General features: G+C 63.6%; 14 protein-coding genes. 10 read left to right on the forward strand and 4 right to left on the reverse strand.

Annotated elements, in window-relative coordinates; genetic code table 11:
• Positions 1-52: 52 nt before the first annotated feature.
• The 10 genes from GBEM_RS07550 to GBEM_RS07595 all read left to right on the forward strand — a co-directional run bounded on the left by GBEM_RS07550 (position 53) and on the right by GBEM_RS07595 (position 13,144).
• Positions 53-2,047, forward strand: a complete 1,995-nt coding sequence (locus GBEM_RS07550; RefSeq protein WP_012529935.1) for a (Fe-S)-binding protein — start codon at positions 53-55, stop codon at positions 2,045-2,047.
• A 211-nt stretch (positions 2,048-2,258) separates the two neighbouring features.
• On the forward strand, positions 2,259-3,215 hold the full coding sequence (locus tag GBEM_RS07555; RefSeq protein ID WP_226373941.1) for a CapA family protein: 957 nt from the start codon (positions 2,259-2,261) through the stop codon (positions 3,213-3,215).
• Between the two features lie 110 nt (positions 3,216-3,325).
• Positions 3,326-4,012 carry a type 1 glutamine amidotransferase gene (locus tag GBEM_RS07560; RefSeq protein WP_012529937.1) on the forward strand — a complete coding sequence of 229 codons (687 nt, stop codon included), beginning with the start codon at positions 3,326-3,328 and terminating at the stop codon, positions 4,010-4,012.
• Positions 4,013-4,128: 116 nt separating this feature from the next.
• Positions 4,129-6,585 carry a response regulator gene (locus GBEM_RS07565; protein ID WP_012529938.1) on the forward strand — a complete coding sequence of 819 codons (2,457 nt, stop codon included), beginning with the start codon at positions 4,129-4,131 and terminating at the stop codon, positions 6,583-6,585.
• Entirely contained in the window at positions 6,579-8,693 is a 2,115-nt protein-coding gene (locus GBEM_RS07570) for a putative bifunctional diguanylate cyclase/phosphodiesterase (protein WP_012529939.1), read from the forward strand. The genes GBEM_RS07565 and GBEM_RS07570 overlap by 7 nt, the downstream gene beginning before the upstream one ends.
• A gap of 439 nt (positions 8,694-9,132) precedes the next feature.
• Positions 9,133-9,471, forward strand: a complete 339-nt coding sequence (locus tag GBEM_RS07575) for a P-II family nitrogen regulator (RefSeq protein ID WP_012529940.1) — start codon at positions 9,133-9,135, stop codon at positions 9,469-9,471.
• Between the two features lie 40 nt (positions 9,472-9,511).
• Positions 9,512-11,059 carry an ammonium transporter gene (locus GBEM_RS07580; RefSeq protein WP_012529941.1) on the forward strand — a complete coding sequence of 516 codons (1,548 nt, stop codon included), beginning with the start codon at positions 9,512-9,514 and terminating at the stop codon, positions 11,057-11,059.
• Positions 11,060-11,204: 145 nt separating this feature from the next.
• Entirely contained in the window at positions 11,205-11,672 is a 468-nt protein-coding gene (locus GBEM_RS07585; RefSeq protein WP_012529942.1) for a ferritin family protein, read from the forward strand.
• Positions 11,662-12,462 (forward strand): inositol monophosphatase family protein, encoded by an 801-nt coding sequence (locus tag GBEM_RS07590; RefSeq protein ID WP_012529943.1) that lies wholly within the window; start codon positions 11,662-11,664, stop codon positions 12,460-12,462. Before GBEM_RS07585 ends, GBEM_RS07590 begins: the two co-directional genes overlap by 11 nt.
• A gap of 226 nt (positions 12,463-12,688) precedes the next feature.
• The gene (locus GBEM_RS07595) at positions 12,689-13,144 is read left to right on the forward strand and encodes a universal stress protein (protein WP_012529944.1); all 456 of its coding nucleotides are present in this window, start codon (positions 12,689-12,691) and stop codon (positions 13,142-13,144) included.
• Here GBEM_RS07595 and GBEM_RS07600 read toward each other — a convergent pair.
• Genes GBEM_RS07600 through GBEM_RS07615 form a run of 4 tightly spaced genes read right to left on the reverse strand, consistent with a single transcriptional unit; the run spans position 13,134 to position 17,072 of the window.
• The gene (locus GBEM_RS07600) at positions 13,134-13,925 is read right to left on the reverse strand and encodes a sugar phosphate isomerase/epimerase family protein (protein ID WP_012529945.1); all 792 of its coding nucleotides are present in this window, start codon (positions 13,923-13,925) and stop codon (positions 13,134-13,136) included. The two genes, GBEM_RS07595 and GBEM_RS07600, sit on opposite strands and share 11 nt — an antisense overlap.
• A gap of 9 nt (positions 13,926-13,934) precedes the next feature.
• Positions 13,935-15,209: a putative nucleotidyltransferase substrate binding domain-containing protein gene (locus tag GBEM_RS07605; protein WP_012529946.1), complete on the reverse strand. Its 1,275-nt coding sequence runs from the start codon at positions 15,207-15,209 to the stop codon at positions 13,935-13,937.
• A 26-nt stretch (positions 15,210-15,235) separates the two neighbouring features.
• A complete protein-coding gene (locus tag GBEM_RS07610; RefSeq protein ID WP_012529947.1) occupies positions 15,236-16,756 on the reverse strand; it encodes a VC_2705 family sodium/solute symporter in 1,521 nt (506 codons plus the stop codon).
• Positions 16,749-17,072, reverse strand: a complete 324-nt coding sequence (locus GBEM_RS07615) for a DUF4212 domain-containing protein (protein ID WP_012529948.1) — start codon at positions 17,070-17,072, stop codon at positions 16,749-16,751. The genes GBEM_RS07610 and GBEM_RS07615 overlap by 8 nt, the downstream gene beginning before the upstream one ends.
• Positions 17,073-17,094: the final 22 nt, after the last annotated feature.

Below are 17,094 nucleotides of genomic sequence, written 5' to 3' on the forward strand. Positions count from 1 at the left end.
TCATCATACTTCCCGCGGCTTAAGGGCCGCATTTTTCAAAGAGGAAACATCCATGATGCCGCAAACCGCACTCTTCACGACGCTACTGGTCGCCTCGCTCGCCTTTTTCTGCTGGAGCGTGTACCGCCGCTTTTCACTGGTCTGCTTCGGGCAGCCCGAGGAAAGGCTCGACCACCCCGGGCGCCGCCTGCAGGAGATGCTTTTGTACGCCTTCGCCCAGCTGCGCGTGGTGAAAAAACCGTTCGGCCTGAACCACTTCGTCATCTTCTGGTCCTTCCTGATCCTGGCCATCGCCAACGGGGAGTTCCTTTTGAACGGCGTCTTCCCGTCGGTAAGCCTCGCCGCGCTGCCGCAGGGGCTGCACCACGCTCTGCTGCTCTTGTTCGACCTGGTCTCGCTTCTGACTCTGATAGCGATCGCGCTCTCCTTCGGGAGACGCCTCATCGTGAGGCCCCCCTATCTCGACTCCCTCTACGTGAAGGGGAGAAGCCCGGAGGCCTTCGTCATCCTCTCCTTCATCGCGCTCCTCATGCTCGCCTACTTCGGGATGCACGGGGCGCAGATCGCGCAGGGGAAGGAGGCGGCTTCTGCTGCGATGCCGGTATCGAGCTTCGTAGGGTCGCTTTTAACCCGCTATCCGGGGCTTCTGGGGACGGTCGAGGCCGTCTCCTGGTGGCTGCACGCCCTGGTGCTTCTGGCCTTCATCTGCTTTTTGCCGCATTCCAAACATATGCACATCTTGACCGCCATCCCCAACTGCTACCTGGGTAGCCTCGACTGGCCGGCTACCCAGCCGCGCGAGAAGTTCGAGAAGGGGGCCGAGTACGGGGCGGGGAGCGTGGAGCGCTTCACCTGGAAGGATCTATTCGACTCCTTCTCCTGCACCGAGTGCGGCCGCTGCCAGGCCGCCTGCCCCGCCGCCAGCACCGGCAAGGCCTTGAACCCGCGCCAGATCGTGCACGCCATCAAGACCAACCTCCTGGAGAACAGCCACGCGCTCAGAGAGGGGAGGAAGGGGACGCTCCCGCTCATCGGCAACGAAGGGGAGGGGACCAACACCGAGGAGGCGATCTGGGACTGCACCACCTGCGGCGCCTGCATGGAGGCCTGCCCGGTGCTGATCGAGCAGATGCCGAAGATCGTCAAGATGAGAAGGCACCTGGTGCAGGACGAGTCCCGCTTCCCGGAGGAACTCCTGAACCTGTTCGAGAACATGGAGCAGCGCTCCAACCCCTGGGGGATTGCTCCCAGCGAGCGGAGCAAGTGGGTTTCCACCCTGGAGGTGAAGCCGTTTGTGGCAGGGGAGACCGAGTATCTTCTTTACGTCGGCTGCGCCGGCTCCTTCGATTCGCGCGCGAAGCAGGTGACCGTGGCGCTTGCCAGCGTGCTGAATGCGGCCGGGGTTTCCTACGGCATCCTGGGAAAAGAGGAGAAGTGCTGCGGCGATTCGCTGAGAAGGCTCGGCAACGAGTACGTCTTCGAGAAGATGGCACTGGAGAACGTGGAGCTCTTCCGCGAGAAGGGTGTCACCAAGGTGATCACCCTCTGCCCGCACTGCCTGACCACGCTTAAAAACGACTACCGCCAATACGGGCTGGAGCTGGAGGTGCTGCACCAGTCCCAGCTGATCGCGGAGCTTCTCGCGGACGGGCGCATCAAGCTGGACGGCTCGGAGAAGAGCCTCGGCAAGATCACCTACCACGACCCCTGTTATCTCGGGCGCCACAACGGCGTGTTCGACGCGCCGCGCGGCGTGATTCAAGCGGCTACCGGAAGCGCCCCGCAGGAGATGGAGAGAAACGGCAGGAACTCGTTTTGCTGCGGCGCCGGCGGCGGGCGCATGTGGATGGAGGAGTTCACCGGCGAGAGGGTGAACCACGCCCGCGTGGCCGAGGCGCTTGAAGGCTCCCCCGACACCATCTGCGTCGCCTGCCCCTACTGCATGACCATGATCGAGGACGGCCTGAAGGACAAGGGTGCCGGACAGGTGCGGGTGAAGGACGTGGTAGAGGTAGTGGCTGAGGGGCTTTTGCACCGCAAAGCGTAACTGTAGCCGAATACTTAGATCTCCCGCCTGGCGCCTTGCCTAAAAAAGGGGCTGCCGGCGGGAGATCTGCTTTTTCAAAAGGCAACAGGAAAGGATCCATCTGATCAAAGCGACCCTTCATACGGCACGGCTTTTCCTGCTGCCGACTTTTTTTACCCTCCTTTGTCCCCCCCTCGTTGCCTTTGCCGAGCGCGGCATCACCGTGGCCGCCGTGGGCGACGTCATGATGGGGAGCGACTTCCCCGCAGCCAGACTCCCCAAGGACGGCGGGCGCTCGCTCTTCGCCGCCGCCGCACCCCTTTTCAAGCGCGCCGACATCGCCATGGCCAACCTGGAAGGCCCTCTCTGCGAGGGGGGAAACCCAGTCAAAGAGCCCCTTCCCGGCAGGCGCTACCTGTTCCGCACCCCCCCCGCCTTCGCCAGGATCTTAAGCGATGCCGGGATCTCCATGGTGTCGCTTGCCAACAACCACGCCCAGGACTTCGGCAGAGAAGGGGTCGCCTCCACCAAGCAGGCACTGGCCCGGGCCGGGGTACTCTACTCCAGCAAGAAGGGGGAGGTCGCCGAGTTCACTGTGCGCGGCACCCGGGTCGGCATCATCTCGCTCGCCTTCGGCCCACCGCCTCGCTCCATCACCTTTCCGGCACAGGCCCTGCAGGAGATCGCCCGGGAAGCGGCGAACTACGACATCCTGATCCTCTCGATCCATGCCGGAGCGGAGGGGCGCGACGCGCAGCATGTGACCCCGGGGATGGAGCGCTACCTGGATGAGCCGCGCGGCGACCTTCTCTCCTTCGCGCACCAGGCGGTGGCGGCGGGGGCGGACCTGGTGGTGGCCCACGGCCCACACGTGCCGCGGGCCCTGGAGCTTTACCGCGGCCGGCTGATCGCCTACAGCCTCGGGAACTTCGCCACCTTCGGCGGGGTGAGCGTCGCCGGCGAGAGCGGCTACGCTCCGCTGCTCACGGTCCGCCTCGACAAAGACGGCTCCTTCCTGGAGGGGAGCATCAACTCCTTCCGGCAGGCGTGTCTTACGGCACCCGCTCCCGATCCCAAGCAGCGCGCGCTTTCCCTGATGCGGAGGCTCTCCGCCGAGGACTTCCCCGACTCACCCTTAAGCTTTGGCAGCCTGGGGGAACTCAAAACCTCTAACAGGGAGAACTTCTGAGGAAATCTGAGCACAAACAAAGACACGAGAGGGTCTAACCTTTAAAGATTCGCCTTTCTCGGAAGTCCTTAGATTTCCTCGTTGCCAATGGTTTTGGTAATGGAGACGACATGTTCCTGATCGTGCAGAACGACCCGCAGTGCCCTTCCGGAAGCTGCAGCCGGCTCTTGGCCGCCGCGGGGGAGACATTTACCACAGTGACCCCCTATAGCGGCGAGGCCCTACCTGACCCCGCTGAGGCCACGGGCATCGTGGTGCTGGGAGGGGAGATGGGGGCGCACGATACGGCGAAGCATCCCTACCTGACCCGGGTGCTCTCCTTCCTGAGGGAGGCGCTCCAGGCCGGCACGCCGCTTCTGGGGATCTGCCTCGGGGGGCAGCTCTTGTCCTTTGCCGCCGGCGGGGAGGTAATCTCCCGTTCCCCCTACGGCGAACATGGCGTCTGCCAGGTGGACCTCACCCGCGAAGGAGAGTTGGACCCGCTCTTCCGGGGGCTTCCCGACCCCTTCCTCACCTTCCAGCTGCACAACGACAGCTTTACCGTCCCCCCTGGCGCCACGCTCCTCGCCTCCTCGGCCGCCTGCCCGGCTCAAGCCTTCAGGCTGGGGCAGGCCGCCTACGGCGTGCAGTTCCATCCGGAGGTCGACCCATCCATAGTCGCCGCCTGGGACCTCCTCCCCCTCCCCAAGACCGACCACCTGAGCTCCTTTCTCGCCGCCGAGGCCGCTTTCAACAAGGTTTCGCAGCGGCTGATCGGAAATTTCATATCCCTCGCCGCCGCCTCCCGAATTTCTTGAAATTAAAAAACATTATTGTACAGTTTTAACGTTTTGCGCTCCGGGGGGCGCTGCGTTGGCGCCTCCACGCATGGGGGAGGCGGTGTAATCCTCCCGAGCGCACGACGGGGGGGGACGTGGACGGCAATCGGACCGTAAAAAGCTGCCTGAAGGCAAAGCTCATGGCGCCGCTAGTCGCGTGCAACGCGCTGTTGCTGCTGGCGCTCGTGGCCGCGTTCGCCTGCTACCAGCTCCGCTATCCGGCGCTCCTTTGGCAGTGGGTGCCGTCTGACTCTTTCCGCTCGCTCTTCTTGTTTCTCTCCGGCGCCGCTGCGCTCGCCTCTCTGGGGCTGGGCGTCTTGGCCCAACTCCTGTCGCTGCGCATCAAACGGTTCATCTCGGACCCCATCCACCGGCTCAGCAAGAAAATGGAAATCGTCTCCCACAGCCAGGACTACCAGGTTCGCGTGGAGGACGGCAGCAACGACGAGTTAGGGCTTCTCTTCGACTGTTTCAACGAGATGCTGGAGGAGATCTCCATCCGCGACGAGCGGCTCGCCCTCCACTCGGAAGAGCTGAAGCTGGAGGTGGCCGAGCGTACCGCTGAACTCTCCAGCGTGAACCGGCAATTGGAGGAGAGCCTGGAAGAGGTGCGGCGGGCCATGGAGTCGGCCCAGTCCGCCAACCGCGCCAAGTCCGATTTCCTGGCGCAGATGAGTCACGAGATCAGGACACCGATGTACGGCGTCCTCGGGATGACCGAGCTGCTCTTGAACACCTACCTCTCCAAGGAGCAGGCCCGGTTCGTGGAGTCGGTGCGCTGCTCGGGCGAGGCCCTTTTGGGGATCATAAACAACATACTCGACTTCTCCAAGATCGAGGCGGGGCGGATGGAACTGGAGATGATCCCCTTCGACCTGCATCAGTTGACGGCGGACGCGGTTGCGATGTTCGCCGACGACGCGGCCAGGAAGGGTATAGCTTTAAGCTGCCGGATCGAGCCGGGGCTCCCCGTGATGTTCCAGGGGGATCCGGGGCGCCTGCGCCAGGTGATGGTGAACCTCTTGGGGAACGCGGTGAAGTTCACCCCCGAGGGTGCCGTCACCCTTTCGGTCTCCCTGGTGCGGAGACCTGCCCTGGTGCGGGTGACCGTCGAGGACACCGGGATCGGCATCTCCAGGGAGGCCCAGGAGCGGATCTTCGATCACTTCGCTCAGGGGGACGAGTCGATGACCCGCAGGTACGGTGGCACCGGCTTGGGGCTCGCCATCGCGAAGCAACTGACCGAACTCATGGGGGGGGGGATGGAACTTTCCAGCGAGCCGGGTAAAGGGTCGAGCTTCAGCTTCACCGTGGCTTTGGAGCCGCACCAGAAGGCCCCGCCCCCCGAGCGCTCCTACAGCGCGTTGCGCAGCAAGCGTGCCCTCGTCGCAACAGACGACCCGGAGCTGCAGGAGACCCTCCTGGAACTCATGGGGGGGCTGGGGATGGACCTTGACTGCGTCGGAGACGCGCCCGGCGCTCTCTGCAGGCTGGTGGCCGCCCCCTTCGACCTGGTCCTCATGGACCACTGCGTGGCCGGGACCGACGGCCTGGCGCTTGCGGCGGCCATCCGTAGCGTCGCGGTAGGGCACTCCGTGCGGCTGGTGCTCCTGGCCGAGGAGCCTGAGGCGGCTCCGGCCGAGCGGGTGCGCGAGATCGAGGTGGCGCTTTTATCCAGGCGCAACCTGACCCAGGAAGTGCTCTATGCCGCACTTGTCTCCGCACTCGGCATGGAAGAGGAGCAAGGGGGAGGTGAGGAAGCGCCCACCCTGCGGCGGCTGCGCCAGGTGCTCTTAGTCGAGGACAACGTGGTGAACCAGGAGGTGGGGAGAGGGCTGCTGGAGAGCCTGGGTTGCCGGGTGAAGGTGGCGGAGAACGGGCTCGCGGCGCTTAAGGAGTTGCAGCGGGGGGCATTCGACCTCATCTTCATGGACTGCCAGATGCCGGTGCTGGACGGCCTGGAGGCGACCCGGCGCATTCGGCAGCGGGAAGAAGGTTCCTCCGCGCGCGTCCCCATCATCGCCCTCACCGCCTACGCCATGAAGGGAGACCGCGAGGCCTGTCTCGCCGCCGGTGCCGATGACTACCTTTCCAAACCTTTCAGCCGGGAGCAGCTCTCCAAGTCGATCGAAAGGCGTCTTGGCTGCGGCGAGGCGAGTGCCACGCAAGCGCGGCCGGCGGGGATCCTGGCGGAGACCATCTGTCCGGGAAGGGCGGGGGGCGTGCTGGAGCTGATCCGCACCCTGCCGGGCAACCGCGGCGTCGCGATCCTGCGCAAGGTGGTAGACCTCTACCTCGCCAGCACGCCGACGCTTTTGCAGACCTTGCGCGAGGCTGAGTCCGGCGGCGACGCCGAGAAGCTCAAGGCAGCGGCGCACAGCTTCAAGTCGAGCAGCGCGAATCTAGGCGCCGTAAGGCTTGCCGGGGTCTGCCTGGAGCTGGAGAGCCTGGGGCGCGCGGGGTCGACCGAGGGGGCGGGGGCGCTGCTCGTACAGGTTGAGGAGGAATACCGGTTGGTCAGGGATGCCCTTTTGGGAGGACCTTCATGCTGACTAGGAAAGCAAAGCGCAGCACACCGCTCGTCATGGTCGTGGACGACGACCAGGCAGTGCGCCTTCTGGCCCGGGAGACCCTGGAGAACTCCGGCTTCGCCGTGCGCGACGTGGAAAACGGCGAGCAGGCGCTGGAGGAGTTCGATGTGCACGCGCCAGACATCGTGCTCCTGGACGTGATGATGCCGGGCATCGACGGCTTCTCCGTCTGCAGCGCCATCCGGCGCACCGCCTCCGGGCGGGACACGCCGGTTTTGATGATGACCGGCCTGGACGACCTGGAGTCAATAGACTGCGCCTACGAGGCGGGGGCCACCGATTTCATCACCAAACCGATCAACTGGCACGTGCTCGGGTACCGGGTGAGCTACATGCTGAGGGCGAGCGGCGCCCTGGAGCAGTTGAGGGAGAGCAGGGCGGGCTTAGCTCACGCCCAGAGCCTCGCCCATATCGGGAGTTGGGAGTGGGACCTCGTTACCGGCGAGATCCGGTGCTCCGAGGAGGTCTACAGCATCTGCAGCATCGAGCGCTCTTTCAAAGGGGGAAACCCCATCCTCGACCCGGTGCACCCCCTGGACCGCGGTTTCGTGCAGGGATCCATCGACGAGGCGATCGGCAAGCGCGCACCGCTTTCCTTCGACTATCGGATCACGCTGGGGGGGGGAGAGCGCACCCTGCACGCCGAGCTGGTGACGGTACTGGACGAGCAGGGCGAGGCTGTCTGCTTAACTGGAACTATCCAGGACATCACCGAGAGAAAGCGCGCCGAGGAACAGATCCGGCTCCTGGCTTACTACGACGCGCTGACCGGCCTTCCCAACCGCCGCTTCTTCCTGCAGCAGTTGGAGCAGGCCCTGGTCTTCGCCAACCGCTACGACCGGATGCTCGCGGTCCTCTTCCTCGACCTGGACCGCTTCAAGCTCGTCAACGACACCCTCGGGCACGGGGTAGGGGACCGCCTGCTGCAGGACGTGGCCGACCGGCTGCTGCGCTGCGTCCGCAGAGGGGACTGTCTCGCCCGCGCCGACGAGGAGTGCCCGCCGTCCCTGGTCTCGCGCCTGGGAGGGGACGAGTTCACCATCATGCTCTCCGACATAGAGCACTTCCAGGACGTGGCCAAGATCGCCCGCCGAATCCTTGAGGCAGTTTCAGTTCCCTACTCGCTAGAAGGGCAGGAGGTTTTCGTCTCCACCAGCATCGGCATCAGCCTCTACCCCTTCGACGCCACTACGGCGAGCGACCTGATCCGGAACGCGGACGGCGCCATGTACCAGGCCAAGGAACAGGGGAGAAACGGCTACCAGATCTACGACGAGTCCATGAACGCCAAGGCGCTGGAGCGGATCATACTGGAAAGCCAGCTGCACAAGGCGCTCAAGGAGGAGGAATTCATCGTCTACTACCAGCCGCAGGTCTCAAACCAAAGCGGACGTGTGGTGGGGATTGAGGCGCTGGTGCGCTGGAACTCCAAGGAACTGGGCCTCGTCGAACCGGGGCGTTTCCTACCGCTGGCCGAGGAGATCGGGCTGGTGATCCAGATCGACCAGTGGGTGATGCGGGAAGCATGCCGGCAACACAAGCTCTGGCTGGACGCGGGGTTCCCGCCGGTGACGCTTGCCATCAACATCTCAGGCCAGCAATTCATGAAAAACGAGCTTTTGGAGACGGTGACCTCGGTCCTGAAAGAGAGCGGGCTCGACCCGGGGCTTTTGGAACTGGAACTTACCGAGGGAGTGCTCATGGCGCACACCGAACGCACTGTAAAGACGCTGCAGGCCCTGAAAGGGATGGGGGTGAGGCTCGCCATCGACGACTTCGGGACCGGCTTCTCCTCGCTCTCCTATTTAAAGCGCTTCCCGCTTGACGTCCTCAAGATCGACCGGACCTTTATCAATGACATCACCACCGACCCCGACGACGCCGCCATCACCCTCGCCACCATCGAGATGGCGCACACGATGAAGCTGAAGGTGATCGCGGAGGGGGTCGAGACCAAGCCCCAGCTCGACTTCCTCACCAAAAACGGCTGCGACATGTACCAGGGTTACCTCTTCAGTAAACCGGTCCCCTCTACGGAGCTTCCCCGCCTTTTCAACCGCTGGCAGTAGCCGCACTTCCTCTTCCTGTCTTGCTTAAAAAATAGTCAGCCCTGCCGCGTTAGAGACGGCAACTCCCTTTGCCATGGACCCCGGTGGAATCTTGATCCAGCGATTTCAACCGTTTAGGTTTTGGGTACAGAGCGTGGCACGGCCTGTGCTATCCAGCTGTCAAACGGCACAGCGAGGTGCCCCAGATAGCTTTCCCGCCCGTAGGCAATGGCGCAGGTCGTGGTGGAAGGCGCCAACTATCGGGAAAGGGGGAACTGATTTCAAGGCTGGACCAAAAGCTGTGCTTTCGACGTGGAAAAAAGCCAGGGCATTGAAGCCTTCACGGGCCTGAAAACAGGAAGTGGACGCTAAACAGCAGCCGGGCCGGATAGGCCGGCCGGGTGCGAATGTCTCTAAAGAGTTAACAGAACATCACCGCCGTCACAAAAGGAGGCAAGCGATGAAGCTTATCGAAGCAATCATCAAGCCGTTCAAGCTCGATGAAGTGAAGGATGCCCTGAATGAAATCGGCATCGAGGGGATCACGGTGAGCGAGGTAAAAGGTTACGGCCGTCAAAAGGGCCATACGGAGCTATACCGTGGTGCGGAGTACGTGGTGGATTTCATCCCGAAGGTGAAGCTGGAGATCGCGGTCGCCGACGAACTGGTGGCCAAGGCTGTGGGGACCATCGAGGAGATCGCCAGGACCGGAAGGATCGGCGACGGCAAGATCTTTATCTTGCCGCTGGAAGACGCGGTCAGGATCAGGACCGGAGAGAAGGGCGGAGAGGCCATCTAAGCCCCTGCACCGACAACCATACCGACCAATGGAGAGTGTTATGATTCGTGACGATATGAAGGCTAAGAACGCAGCTCGCAACGCCGGTTTCTCTGTCGTTTCCAGCTGCCTCACCGTTAAATTCACCAAGCTCATGCTGCTGGCCTCCCTGCTGCTCCTCCCGGCAATGGCCGGCGCCGAGGAAAAAGCCGGCGAGGCGGCCTCCCCCGCAGTTGCAGCGAGCGTTGCCGCGCCCGCCGCGCCGGTGGCAGCCACTGCCGCAGTACCCGCAGCACCAGCAGCGGCTCCTGTCGCTGCAGCCGCCGTCCCTAAGAACGTCGACCCGGTGCTGAATACCGGCGACACCGCCTGGATGCTGATCTCCGCCGCACTGGTTCTCTTCATGATCCCCGGCCTCGCCCTTTTCTACGGCGGCATGGTCCGCTCCAAGAACGTCCTCTCCACTATGATGCATTCGCTGGTGGCGATGGGGATCGTCGGGGTGCAGTGGGCCCTGATCGGCTACTCCCTTTCCTTCGGCCCCGACCTGGGGCACGGTCTTATCGGCAACTTCTCGAAGGCGCTTTTGAGCGGCCTCATCAGCTTTAAGGACGGGAACCCCGTCTACGCGCTGTTCCAGAACGTATCCACCGAGCCCGGCGCCATTCCCGAATACGTCTTCGCCATGTTCCAGGGGATGTTCGCCATGATCACCGTGGCCCTCATCTCGGGTGCCCTGGCCGAGAGGATCAAGTTCTCCGCCTATTGTCTCTTCGTCCTCCTTTGGACCACCTTGGTGTACGACCCGCTGGCCCACTGGGTCTGGATGGTGGATGGCTGGCTCTTCAAGCTCGGCGCGCTCGACTTCGCAGGCGGCACCGTCGTTCACCTTTCCTCGGGTATCTCGTCCCTGGTGGTGCTCTACTTCTTGGGCAAGCGCCATGGCTTCCCGACCGAGCGCATGGCTCCGCACAGCCTGCCGCTGACCCTTTTGGGCGTCGGCGTGCTCTGGTTCGGCTGGTTCGGCTTCAACGCCGGTTCCGCCGTGGTCGGCGCAAATTGCTCGGATGCCGCTGGCGGCCTGGCCGGCCTCGCCTTCATGACCACCACCATCGCTCCTGCGGCGGCAGGCCTTACCTGGATGATCGCCGAGTGGATCCATGCAGGGAAGCCTTCGGCCTTGGGCTTTGGTTCCGGCGTCGTGGCGGGGCTCGTCGTGATCACCCCCGCTGCCGGCTTCGTGCAGCCGGGTGCCGCCCTCCTGATGGGTGTTGCCGGCGGCCTCGTCTGCTATGGCGGCGTGCTCCTGAAAGCGAAGCTTAAGTACGACGACTCCCTCGATGCCTTCGGCGTGCACGGCATCGGCGGCACCACCGGCGCCATCCTGACCGGCGTCTTCGCCACCGTCGGAGCCACCGGTCTTAGCTCGGGGAACATGAAGCAGTTCGTGACCCAGCTCGTCGCCGTCGGCGCCGCCGCCCTCTATGCCGTCGTGGTCACCTTCGTCATCTCCTTCGTGCTGGACAAGACCATCGGCTTCAGGGTGGAGAAGGAAGACGAGATCATGGGGCTCGACCAGACGCAGCATTCGGAAAGTGCTTACAACTAGAATCTGATTTGCCAAAGTAAAGCCCGCGGGGGGACCAACAGGTCCCCCCGTTTTTTTTGCCCAAAAAAGTCTCCAACCTTTAGAAATGCCGTTTTTTTCTGTTACTGTTTTCCAGCCGTAAATGATCTCTTTGAGGGAGGGTGATATGGACTCGCGCGACATGGCACTCAGAAAGGAAGGGGACGCAAGGGGTTACTACGAGCGCTGCGGCGCCGAGGCCGGGATCGCCGGCTTCACCTCTATCTTCAGAATGTTCACCGAGGATGAGACGAGGCACGCCGACGCCCTGCGTGCGTTGCAAGACGGGGCGCGGGTGGAGCTGCCTGCCTCTGCCACCTTGGACGGCGCGAGGAGGATACTGCGCCGGCTCGCCGTGCAGGAAGGTGTCCTTTCCTTCACCGGGGACCTGGGGTGCTACAAAAGCGCCATGCAGTTCGAGGCGGTGAGCGCACGCGCTTGCGGCAAACTGGCCGAAGAGGCCAGCGGCTGGGAGCGGGAACTCTTTTTGAGAATAGCGGCTGACGACGAGATCCATTTCACCCTGCTGGAGGAGATGCACGAGCTGCTGCAGGTATACGGCGAGGAACCTGGAGGCATGTGCGATGCCGGTTGAGATAGACATAAGGAAGGTGCTGGATACCGCTACAACAGCCGCTCGCGAGGCCGGTGCCCTGCAGAAGGAGCGGCTTTGGAGCGAGCACACCCTCTCCTACAAGGGGGAGGTGGACCTGGTGACCGAGGTGGACCGCGCCTGCGAGGAACTGATCGTGAACCGGATCAGTGGGGTGTTCCCCGGCCACAGCTTCTTAGCCGAGGAGAATCAGTACCCGGAGGGGGACCCGGGGCTCCGCTGGATCGTCGACCCGCTGGACGGCACCACCAACTACGCCCACGGCTTCCCCTGGTTTTGCGTCTCCATCGCCTTCGAGAAAGAGGGGGAGATCCTGGCGGGGGTGGTCTACCACTGCATGATGGACGAGCTCTTCAGCGCGGCGAAGGGGGAGGGGGCGTTTTTGAACGGCCGCAGGATATTGGTTTCGCAGCGCGCGCCGCTTAGGCAGTCGCTGATCGCCACCGGTTTTCCCTACGACATCGCCCGCGACAACGAGAACAACTTCGAAAACTTCATCGAATTGCAACTGGCCGCGCGCGGTGTGCGTCGCGCCGGTGCTGCGGCGCTGGACCTCGCTTGTGTAGCGGCCGGGAGGCTCGACGGCTACTGGGAGTGCAAGCTGAAACCCTGGGATGTTGCCGCCGGGACCCTGCTGGTGCAGGAGGCGGGGGGGAAGGTGACGAACCATGCAGGCGCTCCCTACTCGGTCTACGACCACCGCATCCTCGCCTCCAACGGCGCGATACACAAGGAGATGCTCTCGATACTGGGGCGGGGGGCGGCGCGATAGAGGCGTGGTCGGTGAAGGCGGGGTTTAAAAGGGCGTCCTTATGGGCGCCTTTTTTTCGTTCTGCTGCAACCAGAAAATCCCCTCACCCTGACCCTCTCCCAAAGGGAGAGGGGAGCGTTGAGCGGCTAGCCCCGGGTGCCTCCCGCGTCAAAGTTGTTTCATTACAGGTGACATTGTTTTATAATCCAGCTTCCTTTTGTTTCATCCCACCTACCGGAGGAAGCTGATGCTCAACCTGCGCAAGAAGATCCTGGTCGCCATCGACGGCTCGCCCCTCTCCGACAAGGCGGCGGAAGAGGCGGTGCGCATGGCCGCCGGGAACCCCAGCCAGTTCAAGAGCAAGGTCTACGGCCTTTTGGTCCTCCCAAACGCCCCGCGCAACACCTTCACCGACTTCGTCCCGGCGCGCCCCATCACGGAGCAGGCCCAATGGGCCGAACTCAAGGAGCGGATCTTCTACGTGGTGGAAAAAAATGCCGGAGAGCTCGACGTGCAGTTGGAGACGGCTGTGGTCTACGGCGACCCGGCCGAGGAACTGCTTAGATTTGCCCAGAAGGAGGAGATCGACGTCATCGTGATCGGCTCGACGGGGAAGGGATTCTTGAAAAGGAAGCTTCTTGGGAGCGTCTCCCATAAGGTGGTGAAGGACGCCAAGTGCTCGGTCTACGTGGTCAGGGGGTAGCCTTCTCGGTCTCGCGCCGCAGGTAGGCGAGGATCTCCTTCAGGCTCTCGACGATGATCTGCTCCCCCTTGGGGAACTCGTGGGGCGACAATTCGAGCGTGAGGATGTCGTTGTAGGCGGTGTTTCTCAGGTGGTTTAAAAAACGGGTGAGCGGCAGGATGCCGTGGCCGGGGAGCAGGTGCTGACGGCCGTGCCCGTAGTCGGAGAAATGGATGTTCCTGATCCGCCCGGAGTTGTAGCAAAGGTAGAAATCGTTGATGAAGTTGGCCCGCCCGCTTCCCATGTGGGTGCAGTCGAAGGTGAGGAAGAGGTTCTTTTCGTGGAGGAACTCGATCATCTTCTGCGTGTCGGAGAGTATGTAGCCGTTGATCCGGTACTTGCCGGTCCAGGGCATGTTCTCCAGGGTCACAGCCACCTCCCCCCCAATCTCCTTCTGGAAATCCTGCATCCGGTACAGCCAGCGCCAGTAGGCGAACTCGAGCCCGATCCATGAGGGAGGGTGGAAGTTCACCAGGCCTATGCCGCAGTCGGTGGCGATCTCCACGCAGCGCTTGAGCGCGTCGACCGGCCCCCCCCAGCCGTCCAGCGGCATGAAGGGGGCGTGTATGGAGAGGATCGGGATATCCCGGGAGAGTTCCTTGATCAGCCGGCGCGAACTTACCTTCTGGAACTCCTGGTTTATCACCAGCTCCACGCCGTCGAAACCTGCTTCGGCCGCCATGGCGAACGCCTTGGGGAGCGGGAAGGTGAAGAGGGTTCCTGCCGAGATGGAAATTCGCATAGAGCCGCCCTATCCCTGTCCCACCATGCGCTGGTAGGCCATCTTCTGCAGGTCGAGCACCGCCTCGAAGGCTGCCCTGATCCTCTCGTCCTGCTCCTGGGTGAACTCCTCGGGGTTCGCGTACGCCCCTGCCGCCTCGCCGCGTATCTCGCTCAGTATCCGCAACTGCATCAGACACTGCAGGGCCTCGAGCACCCTCTCGGCCAACTCCACGCTGAAAAGGCCGCGGTAGAGAAGCTCCCTCACCCGGTGCAGCGTCCCTCCCCCCTGCACCCCCATGTGGATGGCCAGCACGCGGACCGCGCTCACCAGGGGGGTGAGGCCGAGCCCTTCCACGTCGATCTCCCCCTTGTGCTCTCCGCTTTTCTCAATCCTCCAGCGCCCGAAGTGCCCCAGTGCCAGCGGGAGGTGGATGGCCTTGCGCGCCAGCTGGAAAAACGCCTCGCGGCTTCTCTGCTCTTTGAGCGATGACGCAGCGGCGTTTATCGCCTCGTCGGCTAACGGTTCGTACCCGGTCACGAAGCAAAGGTCGGCCATCGCCTCCAGGCGCCACTGCCCTTCGGGCATCGACGGGCTTCCCCCCTTCATCGGAGCGGTGAAGGGGGGGAGGGGGTTTTCCATCTCCTCGCGCGGGTCCCTCTTGCGGGCAGCACCCGAACCTTTCAAAAGCGCCCGCCAGTCTGCCAGCGACCCGTGCCAAAGCCCCTCCTCCTCCGCGATCACCCCCGCCTCCTTGAGGGCAGTGGCGAGCTGGCGGGTGAAGAGGAAAAAGCGCTCCGAATCGAGCTGATGCAAAAGGAGATAGCGGTTTTTGCCGTAGAGGGTCTGCTCCCCGCGCCCCCGGTCCCCGGTCACCAGCAGTGCGTAGACGGGGGGGCTTCCCTGTCCCAGGGAGAGCATCCGCTCCTCCGCCAGAAGCGCCGCCCGCGCCACCAGGAGGTCGTGCCAGGCGTTGCCTGCGCCGGTCAGCGCGAGGACCGAGCCGCGCCTGCTGAAGTGGGCGGAGAGAAGTTCGCCGTGGCGCGCGGTTAGGGGAGGCAACCCGGCCGGGGCGACGGTTTCCCTCAGGGCCTGGTGCAAGGCCGCAAGCTCCGCGTCCAGCTGCGACTCGTAGTCGAGCTCCGCCTCCAGCGCCTCGGTCATCCCTTCCAGGAAGGACTGCGCCTCCTGCGCGGAGCTCCGCCCCCACTTGCAGGTAAGCCGCGTCTTCAGCCCCTCCACCAGCCGGGCGCTCTCGCGCCACTTGAGGATGTCGTCTCCTTTGGTTCCCAGCAGCATCGCCATTTACGGCTCCCAGTACAAAGACGTTGTCAGTCGAGGTGCCCGTGCACCTCTTTTTCCAGAAAGCGCCCCATCTCCTCCGATGGGGCGGGGGTGGCGAGCGAAACCGCTATCATCACCGCTATCACCAGGGGGGCCCCCAGAAGCGCCGACGAGGTGACCGGGAAGAGGAGGGCCAGCTGCGGGAAAATACCGCCGCAAAGAGGGGCGATGGCGGTACAGACGATGCCGGTCAGCATCCCCGCTATGGCGCCGTAGCGGTTGGCGCGCCCCCACCAGATCCCCAGAAGAAAGAGCGGGAAGATGGTGTTGCCTGCCAAAGCGAAGGCGACGGCCGTGATCTCCGCGATCAGACCCGGCGGGTCGAGCGCCAAAAGGAGCACGATGGCGGCGAGCACCAAGGTCCCACCCTTGGCCACCTGCATCCGCGCTGATTCGCTGGCGCTGCGGTTGACCATGGAATAGTAGATATCGTGGGAGATCGAGGCGGCGCCGGTCATCAGCAGCCCCGCCACGGTGAAGAAGGCGGCCGAGAGGGCCCCTGCGGCGAGAACCCCGACGAGCCACCCCGGAAGCCCCGCCCAGACCGCAGTCTTAAGCGCGATCACGTCGGCTGCATCGCGGGCCGCGGCGGGGTCGGGGATGAGGCCGCTTCTCGCCTCCAAGAGCCTGCCGAAGACGGAGAAGGCGGGGGCGGACCAGTAGATGAGGGCGATGAAGAAGAGCCCCCAGACCACGCTCCAGCGCGCGTCGCGCACGTTGGGTACCGTGTAGAAGCGCGACAGCACGTGGGGAAGCCCCGCGGTGCCGACCATGAGTGTGAAACAGAGCGCGCACCACTGGTAGAGGGAGCCGTTGGCGAAGGGGAGGGTGAAGTCGATGTTGAACTGGCGCGACAGATCGGTAAGAGCGCGGCCGTAGCCGAACTGGGGGAGGAGCCAGAAGTAGCCGAGCTTTCGGGCGAGCCACATGAGCGGGACGATGAAGGAGACGCTGATCACCAGGTATTGCAGCTGCTGGTTTCTCGGGACCCCCAGCATCCCCGAGATGACCAGGTAGGAGACCACGGCCAGCGCCCCGTAGGTCACCCCCTGCTGGTAGTCGATGCCGAACATGAAGGAGAAGATGAGGCCTATCCCCTTGAACTGGGCCACGCAGTAGATGATGGAGATGGCAATGGAGATGGCGGCGGCGATGGCGCGCGCGGCCTGGGAGCCGTAGCGCTCCCCCACGAACTCGGGGGCGGTGAACTTGCCGAAGCGGCGGATCTGGCTCGCCAGGAGCACGAGGAGCAGCACGTACCCCCCGGTCCAGCCGATCACGTAGGCGAGCCCCTGGTACCCCTGCAGGTAGATGATCCCGGCAAGACCCATGAGGCTTGCGGCGCTCATCCAGTTGCTGGCGATGGCCGCACCTCCCCCGATCCTCCCGGTGTAGCGGCCGCCGAAGCCGTACTCCTGACTCTCGCGCGACTTCTGCCTGAGCCCCACCACGATGAAGGAAGCCAGCACCAAAAGCACCACGAAGATGGACCAGGAGGAATCATTCATAGCTTTTGTCCCGCTTGCGGCTGTGGTATTCGGTGATGCGGTCCACGTACAGGTTGAAGACCACGCAAAGGACGATGAACCAAAGCGGCAGGAACTGCCCGGTGAACCAGAAATGAAGCGGCAGGTTGAACAGGGTGAGCCGGGTCAGAAGGCTCCCCGCGCCGGTTCCCCGGCAGAGGTAGACCAGCAGCTGGAAGCCGAAGGTGCAGACCCCCCAGCCGAAGAGGATGGCGAGGATGATGAGCACCTCGTCCCGCATGTGCCCTTGCTTCGGGCGCAACAGGTTGACCTGATAGTTTTTTTCCGGCTGGCTCATGGCGCCTCCGTTCCTTGCCGCC

The sequence above is a fragment of the Citrifermentans bemidjiense Bem genome, from assembly GCF_000020725.1.
Classification (GTDB): domain Bacteria; phylum Desulfobacterota; class Desulfuromonadia; order Geobacterales; family Geobacteraceae; genus Geomonas; species Geomonas bemidjiensis.